Annotated in this window: 10 protein-coding genes; 3 read left to right on the top strand and 7 right to left on the bottom strand. The window is 38.2% G+C overall.

All coding sequences use genetic code 11. The annotated features are described in order from the left end of the window. Positions 1-2: 2 nt before the first annotated feature. From cydB to FC81_RS03560, 7 genes are all read right to left on the bottom strand, one after another. Positions 3-1016, bottom strand: a complete 1014-nt coding sequence (gene cydB, locus FC81_RS03590; protein ID WP_057743060.1) for a cytochrome d ubiquinol oxidase subunit II — start codon at positions 1014-1016, stop codon at positions 3-5. After that, complete coding sequence (locus tag FC81_RS03585) at positions 1016-2431, bottom strand: cytochrome ubiquinol oxidase subunit I (protein ID WP_057743058.1); 1416 nt, start codon at positions 2429-2431, stop codon at positions 1016-1018. Before FC81_RS03585 ends, cydB begins: the two co-directional genes overlap by 1 nt. A 320-nt stretch (positions 2432-2751) precedes the next feature. Next, positions 2752-4569 carry a glutamine--fructose-6-phosphate transaminase (isomerizing) gene (gene glmS / locus FC81_RS03580; RefSeq protein WP_057743057.1) on the bottom strand — a complete coding sequence of 606 codons (1818 nt, stop codon included), beginning with the start codon at positions 4567-4569 and terminating at the stop codon, positions 2752-2754. 311 nt (positions 4570-4880) lie between these two features. Further along, on the bottom strand, positions 4881-6029 hold the full coding sequence (locus tag FC81_RS03575) for a mannitol-1-phosphate 5-dehydrogenase (protein WP_057743055.1): 1149 nt from the start codon (positions 6027-6029) through the stop codon (positions 4881-4883). Further along, positions 6029-6469, bottom strand: coding sequence for a PTS mannitol transporter subunit IIA (locus tag FC81_RS03570; protein ID WP_057743053.1), 441 nt, complete (start codon positions 6467-6469; stop codon positions 6029-6031). Before FC81_RS03570 ends, FC81_RS03575 begins: the two co-directional genes overlap by 1 nt. 7 nt (positions 6470-6476) lie before the next feature. After that, positions 6477-8546: a BglG family transcription antiterminator gene (locus FC81_RS03565; RefSeq protein WP_057743051.1), complete on the bottom strand. Its 2070-nt coding sequence runs from the start codon at positions 8544-8546 to the stop codon at positions 6477-6479. 21 nt (positions 8547-8567) lie between these two features. Next, a complete protein-coding gene (locus FC81_RS03560) occupies positions 8568-10373 on the bottom strand; it encodes a PTS mannitol transporter subunit IIBC (RefSeq protein WP_057743050.1) in 1806 nt (601 codons plus the stop codon). A 291-nt stretch (positions 10374-10664) separates the two neighbouring features. Between FC81_RS03560 and FC81_RS03555 the strand changes: the two genes are divergently transcribed. The 3 genes from FC81_RS03555 (at position 10665) to FC81_RS03545 (ending at position 13546) form a co-directional block, all read left to right on the top strand. After that, positions 10665-12032 (top strand): NAD-dependent succinate-semialdehyde dehydrogenase, encoded by a 1368-nt coding sequence (locus FC81_RS03555; RefSeq protein ID WP_057743049.1) that lies wholly within the window; start codon positions 10665-10667, stop codon positions 12030-12032. Between the two features lie 129 nt (positions 12033-12161). Beyond that, complete coding sequence (locus FC81_RS03550) at positions 12162-12683, top strand: helix-turn-helix domain-containing protein (RefSeq protein ID WP_057743047.1); 522 nt, start codon at positions 12162-12164, stop codon at positions 12681-12683. Further along, entirely contained in the window at positions 12647-13546 is a 900-nt protein-coding gene (locus FC81_RS03545; protein ID WP_157054697.1) for an IS3 family transposase, read from the top strand. Before FC81_RS03550 ends, FC81_RS03545 begins: the two co-directional genes overlap by 37 nt. The last annotated feature ends 54 nt before the right edge of the window (positions 13547-13600 follow it).

Below are 13600 nucleotides of genomic sequence, written 5' to 3'. Positions count from 1 at the left end.
ACTTAGTACTCCGTGTAACGGTCATGTCTAATACGTTTCCTGAAAATATAGTACGTCCATGCAATATACACCAAAACAAAGGGCAAGAACGTTAACGCGATATAGCTCATTATTCTTAAGGTATAAGGGCTTGAAGAAGCGTTTGTAATCAATAAGTCATATTTTTGCGTAAGTGAACTGATCATTACTCTCGGGAAGAGCCCCGTAAATAAAAGGGCGACCAATGAGACAAGTGTTAGACCACTGGCTAAAAAGGCCGACAATTCTTTGCTTTTTATCACACTGATATTTGCTACGAGTGTCAATAAAACGATTACGACCAGCAAGGTAACAGTTGCTCCCATGTGTAGCTTGAAGAAGTCAGTCTTAAAGTAGAGTAAAACAGCAAATGCTACTAGCCCGACATACAAGACACCATATAAAAACTCAGCATAGTTTTTAGCACGTTCACGAACCGGTCCAATCGTCTTCAACGCAATATAGTTTAAGCCGTGCAGATAACTTAATAAAGACAAAGCCACCCCGCCTACAATTGAAAAGAGGTTGATATAATCAGTGAAACTCGCAGTCATATTTCCCTTCGCATCAAGTGGCATCCCTTGGATCATACTGATAAAAAGTACTCCAAAGAAGAATGGCACTATAAAGCTGCCCGTCGTCAATGTCCAATTCCAAAGATTCTTATACTTGGGCGCAACCTTTTGCCGAAATTCAAATGAAACTCCACGAATGATTAAACCAACTAAAATAACAAATAAAATAAGGTAATACCCGCTGAACAACGCTGAATACCAGAAAGGATATGAGGCGAACATTGCGCCACCAGCCGTTATCAGCCAAACTTCATTACCATCCCATACCGGTCCAATCGTTGAAACTAATTGATCCTTTTCCTTTTCATTATGTGCCAACGTTTGAACTGACATTCCAACACCAAAATCAAAACCTTCCAAGAAGAAGAAGCCCGCAAATAAGACTCCAATCAAGATAAACCAGAGAAGTTGTAATGAGCTCATTATTCAAACGCCCCCTTATCAAATGGATCGGCTTCAGACTTTTGATCTTCTTGTGCTTGCTTTTCTTCGTCTTCTGGTCCCTTTTTCAATTCACGGATTATCAAAGCAATCATTGTAATTGCCAAGCCCGAGAAAAGTAAGAAATAAATCGTATTTGAAATTAAAAGTGACGTAACTGAAACATTAGGCGAGACACTCTGTTTAATCGTGAATACTCCATAAACAGTCCATGGATATCTTCCCAACTCTGTCACCAACCACCCTGCTGTATTAGCTACAAATGGGATAAAAGTACATAACCCCAGTATCCAGAGCATCCATTTCTGTCGGTAGAGCAACTGCTTCTTTTTTCGCGTGAAAAAGAGTCCTAAAATAGCCACTAGCAACATCAGTAGTCCAAAACCAACCATAATCCTAAAACTCCAGAATAACGTATTGACTGGTGGATAATAATTGCGTTGTCCATATTTCTTAACTAATTGTTTGTTAATACTATTCATACCCTTAATCGAACCAGAGAACTTATTATATGCCAAAATACTTAAAGCATAGGGTAATTCCACCCCGAAGACACGTTTATGCTGATTTTCATTCGCCCATGCAATCATTGTTAGTGCTGCAGGATCAGGTGTATCGCGATATAAGCCTTCAGTAGCAGCAAACTTCATTGGCTGTTCTTTAACCAACGCTTTCATTTGCAAATCTCCACTCATCAAAACAGAAAGTGATCCAACTAAAGTTATTAGCAGACCAAGCCGCAGCGATTTCTTATAAAAACTCATCTCATTGTTCTTACGTTTTAATAACTGGAATGCAGAAAGACCGGCAAGAATCATTCCTCCCATCGTAACTGCTCCCGCAATAACATGTGAAAATTCATACCATAACTGTGCATTAGTCAGCAATGCACCGAAGTCATTCATTACTGCATGTCCGTCTTTAAGTGTATAACCTGTCGGATGCTGCATAAAACTATTTGCCGCCAAGATCCAAAAAGCTGAAATTCCCGAAGCAAAAGTTACTAACCAAATAAACACAACATGTAATTTAGGACTAACCATTTTCCATGTAAAAATCCATAAACCCAAAAAGGTAGATTCCATGAAAAAGGCTAATAATGCTTCAACAGCTAATGGGGCTCCAAAAATATCCCCAACAAACCGGGAATAGTCAGACCAGTTCATTCCAAACTGAAATTCTTGAATAATACCAGTAACAACTCCTACTGCAAAGCTCAACAAAAAAATATTCCCCCAAAACTTTGTCATTTTGAGATACTCTTCTTTTTTGGTAATTACATACATCGTTTCCATAATCGCAACAGCTAATGCCATCCCAATTGAGAATGGCACAAAAAAGAAATGAAAAATCGTTGTCATTGCAAATTGAAAACGAGCTAATGGAACAATACTCATTTTTTTACCTCCTTCTTCATACCTATTATGTAACAAAAAAGCTGATCATTTTAATTTTTTAACTAAGAAAATAATCTCTGCCACCCTAAATATACTACTAGAATAGCAAAAATCCAATCTAGAGCCCGATAAATATTGCAAAAAACCTATTTTTTTATCCTTTTCTAATCAAGGTTATTTTTCCTCACCAGCTATTAGTAAAAGTTACACAAAAACGAGTTATATTCAAAATATTGGTTTTGAATATAACTCGTTTTTTAAACTTATATCGTAGTATACTTTGTTGTACTTCAATGCTTAAAGAAACTAATTACACTTCTTTATTCAACCGTAACACTCTTGGCAAGGTTACGCGGCTTATCTACATCATAGCCACGTTGTAAACTAGTGTAGTATGCTAATAACTGGCATGGAATAATTGCCAATAACGGTGTCAGTAAAGGATGAACCTCAGGTAAAACGATTTGATCACCCGCAACAGCTAATTTACGACTTGCGATATAAATTACCCGTGCTCCACGAGCTAAAACCTCTTGTGTATTGCTCCGTGTATGCTTAGCCGTTTTTTCATCTGTGATAATAGCAATAACCGGCGTATCTTTTTCAATTAGTGCGATCGTCCCATGTTTTAGTTCACCAGAAGCGAAGCCCTCAGTTTGAACATAAGATACTTCCTTCAACTTGAGCGCAGCCTCTTGGGCGATATCATAGTCAATTGCACGTCCAATATAAAATGCATTGCGTGTTGTTGCTAAAACATCTTTAGCCATTTTCTCAATATGTGCTTTGCCATCAACTAATTCCTGCATCCCGTTAGCAACAAAGCTTAATTCTTTAGCTACATTAAATTGTGCTGCTTTCTCAAGACCTTTCAATTGTCCCATAGCCTTAGCCAAAATTGCTTCAAGTGCAATTTGCCCTGTATAAGCCTTAGTCGATGCGACCGCGATCTCAGGACCCGCATGTAATAGTAATGTGTGTGTAGCTTCACGCGATAAGGTTGAATTGGCGACATTGGTAATTGTTAAACTTGGGTAACCCCATTTATTAACTTGCGCAAGCACTTGGCGGCTATCAGCTGTCTCACCACTTTGCGTTAAGAAAATGAAGAATGGACGGTCTGCCAATATCGGCGGATTATAAGCAAATTCAGACGCAACATGAACTTCTGTCGGAATATTAGTTAATCTTTCAAATAACTCTTTGCCCACAAGACCCGCATGATAACTCGTACCCGCAGCAACGATATATAACCGCTGTGCTTGATTAAGCCCTTCTAGCATCTTCTTATCGATCTTGATCGACCCATCTTCACCAATATAATGTTCAATCAGATTCCGCATAACACCTGGTTGTTCATCAATCTCCTTCAACATGTAATAAGGATAGGCACCCTTTTCAGCTTCAGAAGCATCTGTATCGACATGGAATGGTTCACGCTTAAGTTGGTTGCCTTCCATATTTTCAATTGTTACGCTTTGTGGTTTAACGACCACGATCTCACCATCAATTAATTCAACAAAATCATGTGTCTGGTCCAGCATTGCGATTGCATCACTGCAGACAACATTAAAGCCCTCACCGATCCCAATTAATAATGGACTTTTATTTTTGGCAACGTATAAGGTATCTGGTTCCTGGTGATCAACTAGCAAGAATGAGTAGGATGAGCTGTCATCAATTAAAGTCAGCGTCTTTTTAAAAGCTTCCTTTGTTGAAAGACCCGTTTGCGCAAACTTGGCAATCAATTGCACAATAACTTCTGTATCTGTATCGCTAACAAAAGTTATATCTGCTAAATATTCTTCCTTTAATTGAGCAAAGTTTCCAATAACACCGTTATGTACAAGGTAGTAACGACCATCAGCGGAAACATGTGGATGTGCATTAGCTTTACTAGGAATCCCATGGGTTGCCCAGCGTGTATGGCCAATACCCGTTGTTCCATGAACCTCGGGGGTTATTTCTTTTCTCAAATCTGCAATACGCCCTTTTTCTTTAACGAGGTATTCTTTTCCATTTTGATCGTTAACGTAGATACCTGCAGAATCATATCCACGATATTCAAGCCGTCCTAATCCATTCAGTAAGATATCTACTGCATTCTCTTTTCCTGTAACCCCAACTATACCGCACATACCAAAAACCAGCCTTTCACATTTAATATTGTCTTTTTTCTGTCTTTTTTAAAATAGGTATAGATGTATAAAAACATCTATTAAACCAATAACCACCAATAAATATAACTCATTGTCCAATACGTGTCAAGAATAGTTTAAAATGGTATAGTTCCAAAATGTTATTTTTTGAATTTATCTTTTTACAAATCATAGCCTTACCAATTACAAAAACAAATTATTTTTTCAGATACAAAAAGTGCTTAGAACAAAAACCAAATTCTGCTCCAAGCACCTATTCAATTCATAAATTAGACTTACATACTACAGTCTTATTTTGCAGCTTTTTCAGCTGAAGCAACGACTTCTTGGATCAGTTCTTCATCCTGCAAGCCTGTTGTTTCCTTAACAACATCTACCAAAGGTTTTTCTTTTAATAGTTCTTGTAGTTTCTGACTTTCCTCATCTTTAGGTTCATCAAACGCATAAATCATCCCTACAGTTTCCAAAAGAGCTGCATATGAAAGACCACGTTCTTTTGATTCTCTGATTGGACGAATAAACCGCTCGTCAAAGCCTAGTTTTCTGATTGGTGTCCGACCTACACGTGCAATATCATCTGAAAGATATGGGTTTTGAAAACGTCCAATGATCTTTTGTTGATATGCCTCGTGTTTAGCACGTTCAAATCCCCATTTATTAATCAGCAGATCGCCAGTTTCTTTCAAAACTTTTTTTAACTGTCCTAAAACAGCAGGGTCTTTGATCGCAGAACCAATATCTTCATAACCATGATACTTCCCTGTATAAGCAACAGTGGCGTGCCCCGTGTTGACAGAGAATAATTTACGTTCGATGTATGGTTCCAGATCAGGTGCATATTCAACACTTGTTAATTTCAAGCTTGGATTTGCCATCTGGTGTTCATCAACAACCCATTCTTTAAAGGGTTCCACCGAAACAAATAATGGGTCTTCATGCTTTTGCAGAGGAACGATCCTATCAACCGCCGCATTAGGGAAGCCAATATTTTTATCTGCAAATGTCTGGCCTTCCTTATCTAAATGGCTGTAGACATCTTTTTTCAAGGATTGACTACCACCAATCATGTTTTCACAAGCAATCACATCAAGTTTATCAGCTTTACCTGCCTCTTGGCGTGCTTTAATGCCGTCTGCAATTAATGGTGCAATAAACTTCAAGATTTTTGGCCCAATTGCTGTTGTAACTAAGTCTGCTTCCTGAATTGCTGCCACAACAGCTTTAGGATCTTGTCCATTATTGATTCCGCAAACATTACTTACCTGAATATGCTTATGGGATTCATCAGCAAGTTCGATTGTATACGTTTTTTTATCATTCAACGCATTAATAATCTGCTCGTTAACATCAACAAAAGTTATCTCAAATCCATTTGCTGCTAAAGTTTCACCAATAAACCCGCGTCCAATATTACCTGCTCCGAAATGCACATCTTTCATTACTTGTCAACTTCTTTCAATAATTTAATTATTTCTCCTGCTGACTGTGCATCAGCAAGCTTAACAACATTATTTACATCACTGCAAAACAGTGCAATTTGCGACAACAACTCTAAATGTTCACCATTCAAACCAGCGATCCCGAAAACAATCGTTACAACATTTTCGTCGCCATTACTTGAAAAATCAACGCCCATTGGGACCTGGACAACTGAGATACCAGTTTTTTTGATATACTTTTTACCGCTATCAGTTCCATGAGGAATGGCGATAAAGTTTCCCATATAAGTTGAAACATCTGCATTACGTGCCAGCATTGAATCAATATATTCCGGTTCTGCATACCCATTATCTACTAATAATTTTCCTGCCAGACGAATTGCTTCTTCTTTTGTTGCAACATGTTGGTCAAGCAAAATCATATTTTCTTGTAGATCCATAGCTTCATCATCTCTTTCTCTTAAATTCTAGCTGCTCCATAAACTGGGCGGCTATTAAGTTTTTTATCTTATCTACATTGCCTTTTTCAAAAATAGCTGTATAACGATTATTCATTACAATCGCACCGCTGATCGTACCCATTAAATTATTTTGAAAATCAGTCATCGGTGCTGGCCCAATCATAAGTAAGATGCGTTTGACCTGAATAGGCGTTTGATCCATCGCTTTCATTGTTAACGGTGCTCGCAGTTCATAGACCGAGAAAAATGGTTTTAAAACACTCTTATCTGTTGCATGAACAAGTGAGATACTTGCATTAGGAATGCCTACCGGAGCAGCTTTCACTCGTTTCAGCATTTCATGAACAACCTGCTGGGGCTCTTTAACAACTGCTGTCGGTACCTTAGCTAAGACTTGAACAAGTAATTCTGCCAGTTTTTCATTGTTATTATTCAGATGCTCCAACCTAATCTGATCTACCAGCATCTTACTCTCACTTGTCATATCAAATAGCTCTTCTAATCGCTGCTGCCCTTCTTCAAGGCTGATCATTTTGCCTTCCCTAACTGTCTTACGCTTATATTCTAGATTAAATTGATTGATAAAGCTCTTAATCCTAGCAATCTCATCCCCTACAAGTAACGGACTAACAATATGGTAATTCCAATCGAAACCTGGCAGACTTAGAGTTGACAGAATAACGTCGTAATGGTTAGGGTGAATTTCATTTAATTGTGACACCTTAGCAATTTTAATTTCCGCTAATTCAGGAATCTCTCTTCGGAGTCTACTTTTCAGAATACTTGCTGTCCCAATACCATTAGGACAGATAACCAGTGCTGAAAGGTAATTACTCTTAGTACTGGCGTAACTATTGGCAAAATATAGTAAAATCAACTGTTCTTCTGTCTCAGTGAAATCATAGCCTGTAAAGACTTTAGCTAAGGCCCCCTGTAGGAGCTGATAAAGTGATGCGTATTGAACGCTAACATTATTTAGTACCTTGATCCGGGTATTAGGTAGCTTTACCCCTTCGTTATGCAACAGAAATGTCATATGTTTTACTAAACGTGCGAATAGTTCTGTATCACGGCTAAAGTTCCAATGAAAAGTCTCGGATACTTCCTGGATCAGTTGCTTAACGTTAAAGGAAATCTGGAAATCATAATTATGTGCCCAGTCTCCCTTAACCAACTTGTAATCCAAACCTTTTATTTGAATTGCAATGAAATCAACTTCACTAGTCGTTATCTTTTCCTTGATTCTGCTATCAAAGTGATTCAAAATCTCCAATGCCCGTTGGCGGTACTTAAAAAGATCCCCCACATCAACAACCTGGTACTTTCTGATTGTATTGTTTGTCATTCTGATAACAGAAATCGCAATAATCAAAATCAGTTGGACCTCTTGAACATCTGAATTATGTGCCAATTTAGATCCTGTTGCTTGTTTTAATGCCTTGGCACATGCTAAAAGGATTTCTTTAGGGCAAAGTTTCAAGAAAAAATTATGCGGCTGATAATCATTTTGTGAGTTCAAATATTCAAAGAACTCATATTCATTAATTTCACTTGTTAAAATACCGCACAGAATCAATCTGATTTGAGTCTCTTGTCCAACCGTTTGGATCCCAACAGCTTTTTTAGGTACAACCTTAACTTGATATTCCTTTAATGCCGCTGTTATGACCTTTAAGTCACGTTGAATCGTTCCTTCGCTAACATCAAGTGAAACTGCCAGTGAGAAAATTTTAACTGGCTCATCGCTTAACAGTAGTAGACACGCTAATGCATCTTGCCGCTGTTTAGCAGTCAACTCTATTCGCTCATTTTGTCCTTGCAACTCAGTTCGCAAACCGTCCAGTGCTCTTATTGGACCAGATAACCGATAGTGCCCATCCGCATTTTGAACGCTCAGTCCATGTTGTTGCAGGTACAGTTTCAACTCTGAAAATTCACGGTAGATTGTTCTACGACTAATATGCAGTGAATTCTCAATAGCAGACATAGCTATTCCATTATCAGATTCACAGAGTCTTAATAAGATTTTCTTTTGGCGATCTGATAATAAAATCAACTAAATCATTCCTTTATAGTGTCAGCTTAGATGTTCAACAATGTATTCGTAATCTTTGGAATTTAACAAATCTTCAACGCTTATTATCTGTACTTCAGTATAACGCAGTTTCAGATTTTTTTCTGCTTCTGGCGTTACGATAACAAGGTGTTCTTTGCTATCTTCCAATTCGTCGATTCCAAGGTTTCTAACTGGCGTTTTTTTGCCTTCCTTCTTTAAACGATCTTTGAACAATGAAGTTGCCATAGTAGCAGAGCCGACTTTTTGGTCATGATGGATAAAGTCAACTTCCTTGACAGCTACATAATCAATCGCACCAACTTTACCATTTGCCGCGGCAGCTTCGGTTGTTTTAGCTTTAGCTTGACTATCAGCAGGAGCAATCTGTTTGACAGTCTTTAAGTTAATAACAACTTCATCGTACCTAGGGCTGCTTAGGAAATTACCAACAGAGATATGCATTGCATTCGGTGTTTTCTGTAACGCCCGATCAGCTAACTCGTCTTGTGTGACAACCAATAAGCCTTCTTCATCCTTCAATCGGCTAATTGCTATATTTGTTACAGGGATGTCTTTGATTCCTGCTTTTTTGACTTTATCCCGCAATAATGAAGCTCCCATTGCAGAAGAACCCATTCCGGCATCACAAGCAAAAATAACTTTTTTAACATCCGCATAATCTTGAACTGAACGTTCTGCATCTGCAGCAGATGGTACGCCACCCTTTGATTCAGCTTTCATTTGATCCATTTGTGCCTGTTTTGCTGCCAAATCTGTATCATCAACTGACTTATCAGCTTTCAGAATGACTGCAGCAACGATAAACGATACGATCGCTGCAACAGCAACCCCAGTTAAGATCTGGAAATAATTGCCTTTAGGTGTCATCAATAAGATAGCGATAATTGAACCAGGTGAAGCAGCAGCTTTGATCCCTGTGTTTAACAGTGAGAAAGTAAATGTTCCACTTACACCACCAGCAATAGCAGCCAGAATCAATGCAGGTTTCATCAAAACATATGGGAAGTAGATTTCATGAATCCCACCAAAGAATTGAATAATCGCAGCTCCTGGAGCAGATGCTTTAGCTGTTCCCTTGCCAAAAATCATGAAAGCAATCAGAATTCCAATCCCAGGTCCTGGGTTTGATTCAAGCAAGAATAGCACTGATTTACCAGCTGTTGATGCTTGTTGGATTCCGAGGGGAACCAAGATACCATTTCCGATAGCGTTGTTTAGGAATAGGATCTTTGCTGGTTCAATGAAAATATTAGCTAACGGCAGCATATGAATCGAAATGATCCAGTCGACCCCGCGGCTCATGAAGTTACTTCCGGCTGTTACAAGAGGGTTTACAACAAAAACCCCAAAAATAGCTAAAACCATTCCGAGAATACCACTCGAGAAATTATTGTATATCATTTCAAAACCGGATTTAATCTTATCTTGGAAAAGCTGATCAAATTTCTTGATACACCAGCCACCCAAAGGCCCCATAATCATTGCACCGATAAACATTGGAACACTCGACCCAACAATTACACCCATTGCGGCGACTGCACCAACGACAGCCCCACGCTCTTCGTAAACCATTCGACCACCAACATAGGCAATTAATAATGGTATCAGATAATTAAGCATTGGACTTATCATCTTAGCAATCTGTGCATTGGGGAACCATCCTTGTGCCATAAATATAGCTGTGACTAAGCCCCAAGCAATAACGGCTGCAATGTTAGGCATAATCATTCCACTAAGACTGGTTCCTAGTTTTTGTACTTTCGTCTTTAATGAAGACTTCTTAGGAACTTTTTTTGTAGCTTCCATTCGAGTAACCTCCCTTTATTTCACTTTTAATTATAGAAACTAATGTAAGTGTTTACAATATCTACTAAACAACATTTCGGCACGCCTTTTAGTGCCAAAATTAATGAATAATATCACAATGTATGTCAACTATAGACTATTTCAGTTATAACCCCACTTTGTTAATTACGCAAATCGCGTATCAAAAGTTTGCGCACAATTTCACCTATGTACCAAATAAGCAGATGTGTTGTAATTCTACTATAGAAAAGTCATTATGGTATTAAGATAGTGGAAGGAGTGCAAGAAGATATGTCTTATACAGCAATTAATCCTTTTAACGGAGAAACCATTCGTGAGTTTCCAACTACAAGTGATGCAGAAGTTGAACAAGCTTTAGAAAAAGCAGATTATTTTTATCATACTGCTAAACAACAACCAAGCACAGAAAGGGCCGCACAACTTGAAAAGTTAGCACAAGAATTTGCTGCCCACAACGAAAAATATGCCCGCCTTTTGACAACTAATATGGGTAAGTTAATTACTCAGGCACGTTCAGAGGTTAAAAAGAATGTCGAATTCGCAATGTACTATGTCAAAAATGGCCCGGCAGCCCTTAAACCCATTCCATATAATAATGTTCCTGAAAAAAAAGCTCATGTTGAATTCAGTTCGATTGGGGCAGTGCTGTCAGTCGAGCCGTGGAATTTTCCTTATACACAAATTATGCGTGTTTTTGCCCCTAACTTTATTATCGGTAATCCGGTTCTTCTAAAACATGCTAGCATTGTTCCTGAATGTGCCCAGGCTTTTGAAGATGCATGCAACAAGGTTGGTATTCCTGAAGGTGCGTTTAAGAACCTCTTCATTAATTACAATCAGGTTAACAGAATTATCGCGGATCCGCGGGTTCAAGGTGTTGCTTTAACTGGTTCTGAAAATGCCGGTCGAAAAATAGCCGCTGAAGCTGGTAAGAACCTGAAGAAATCAACGATGGAGCTTGGTGGAACCGATGTTTGCATCGTTTTAAATGATGCTGATCTAAAAGCTGCTGTTGATGGCGCTGTTTCAGCACGTTTAAATAATTCAGGGCAAGTATGCACAGCCGCTAAACGCTATATTGTCCAAAGTGGTATTTACGATGATTTTCTTGCCGGAATCAGTACTGCGTTCGCAGCGCGTAAATTAGGAGATCCACTTGACGCACAGACAACACTTGGACCGTTATCATCTAAAAGTGCTCAAAAAGCGTTACATGAGCAGGTAGAGAAAGTTCTGGCTGGAGGAGCACAAGTCCTTTGGGGAGATACTTCATTGCCACAAGGCCCTGGCGCTTTGTTCAACCCACTGATTATTTCAGGGATGACGCCAGAAAACCCGATGTATGATACTGAACTATTTGGTCCCGTTGCACAAATCTACAAAGCTGAAACAGAGAAAGAAATTCTTAAGATTGCCAATAACTCATGCTATGGCTTAGGCGGAGCCATTTATTCACAAAATATCGCACACGCAAAAGAGTTAGCATCTCACATTGAGACTGGGCAAGTTGCCATTAATCAGCCACTGACATCTTATCCTGAGTTACCATTTGGTGGTGTTAAAAACTCCGGTTATGGCCGTGAATTGAGTGAAATGGGAATACATGAATTTGTTAATGCTAAAACTATTTTGAATTAAACACACTATTTCATCTTGGTATAAAAATCAAAAAACTCCGGTGAGCTGTGCATTTAATAAGAGTGTGACATAAGTGAAGTGCCTTACAAAACTTGGACATGTAAATCAAGTTTTGGAGGTGCTTTTTTGATGCGTAGTTATATTTACAACTTTAAGCTGAAAGTAGTTAAAGAATATTTAAATAGTGAAAGTTCATTACACACACTGTGTCTGAAATATAAGATACCGAGTGATACACCGCTAGTAATATGGTTGTCGCGTTATAAAGCTTTTGGCCCCACCGGACTTAAACGGCATAAACGTCGCCGTTATTCTAACGATTTTAAAGTGACGGTTATTACCTATTATTTGAATCACGCTACCAGTATTCAAAAAACAGCCGTGCACTTTGATATCAGCCACACAGTCGTTTATAATTGGCTTAAATTAATACGACAGTTTGGAATTAAAGCCGTAATTTCATCTAAGATAGGACGACCTAAGATGGTTAAGAAAAAGAAAGCAACATCCAAGAAAAATGCTGAACAACAGTTAATTGAACGGCAACAAAAACGGATTAAACAATTGGAACAGGAACTTTCCTATACTAAAGTTGAGAATGTTTATCTAAAAAAATTGGATGCCGTAATTCGAAGCCAAAAACAGGACTAAAAGTCAAAATAATTAACGAATTACGGCGTAACACTCCCTTTAATATACTCTTAAAAATTGCGGAACTCGCACGTTCAACGTATTACTATCACTTAGCTTGTCTAAAACGTCCTGATAAATATCGTCAAGTTAAACAAATTATTCGGCAAGAATTTGCCCGCTTTTATCAAACTTATGGTTATCGTCGCATGGGACTTGTTTTAAAAAAGCATCATATTAAGCTCTGCTTGGAAACCATTCGTAAAGTTATGTTTTCTATGGGTCTACAGGTTACTCTTTTTTCAAAACATTCTGGGCGCTACAACTCATATCATGGTCATATTGAACAAGTGGTACCTAATTTACTCAAACAACAATTCAAGGCCCAGAAACCATACACTGTTTTACATACTGACGTCAGTCAAGTTAAACTTACGTGTGGAAAATGGGGGTATATCTCGACTGTTATTGATGAAGCCAGCAATGAAGTTTTAGCGGCTAAGGTTAGTTCAACACCCAATCGTATTTTGATTGATCAGACCCTTGAAACTGTTATTAAAAAAATTCCCGCAACAATCAAACCAATTCTACATTCTGATCAAGGTTGGCAATATCAAATGACCAATTATCAAGTTAAACTAAGATATCATCATTTCATTCAAAGTATGTCCCGTAAGGGAAATTGTTTAGATAATGCCTCGGTCGAAAGTTTTTTCAGTATGCTTAAACGTGAATGTTTAAAACGAGTTAGGATCGCTTCTCTTAGTGAACTGAGCACGTTAGTGGAGAATTATATTACTTGGTACAATACTCAGCGAATTTCACTTAAACGACATGGCTTAACTCCAGTCGAATATCGTAAACAGTATTTAGCTAACAATTAAAATAAACATGTCCAAATTTTTTAAGGCAGTACAAAGTCGGGAAAATTTGAGTAT

Origin of the sequence: Liquorilactobacillus capillatus DSM 19910, from assembly GCF_001434915.1 — a bacterium.
GTDB lineage: Bacteria > Bacillota > Bacilli > Lactobacillales > Lactobacillaceae > Liquorilactobacillus > Liquorilactobacillus capillatus.
This window is presented reverse-complemented; position numbering and strand designations above follow the sequence as displayed.

Excerpts from the sequence above, each read along its gene's own strand:
- cydB (WP_057743060.1), bottom strand. The coding sequence starts at position 1,016 with ATGAGCTCATTACAACTTCTCTGGTTTATCTTGATTGGAGTCTTATTT.
- FC81_RS03585 (WP_057743058.1), bottom strand. The coding sequence starts at position 2,431 with ATGAGTATTGTTCCATTAGCTCGTTTTCAATTTGCAATGACAACGATT.
- glmS (WP_057743057.1), bottom strand. The coding sequence starts at position 4,569 with ATGTGCGGTATAGTTGGGGTTACAGGAAAAGAGAATGCAGTAGATATC.
- FC81_RS03575 (WP_057743055.1), bottom strand. The coding sequence starts at position 6,029 with ATGAAAGATGTGCATTTCGGAGCAGGTAATATTGGACGCGGGTTTATT.
- FC81_RS03570 (WP_057743053.1), bottom strand. The coding sequence starts at position 6,469 with ATGGATCTACAAGAAAATATGATTTTGCTTGACCAACATGTTGCAACA.
- FC81_RS03560 (WP_057743050.1), bottom strand. The coding sequence starts at position 10,373 with ATGGAAGCTACAAAAAAAGTTCCTAAGAAGTCTTCATTAAAGACGAAA.
- FC81_RS03555 (WP_057743049.1), top strand. The coding sequence starts at position 10,665 with ATGTCTTATACAGCAATTAATCCTTTTAACGGAGAAACCATTCGTGAG.
- FC81_RS03550 (WP_057743047.1), top strand. The coding sequence starts at position 12,162 with ATGCGTAGTTATATTTACAACTTTAAGCTGAAAGTAGTTAAAGAATAT.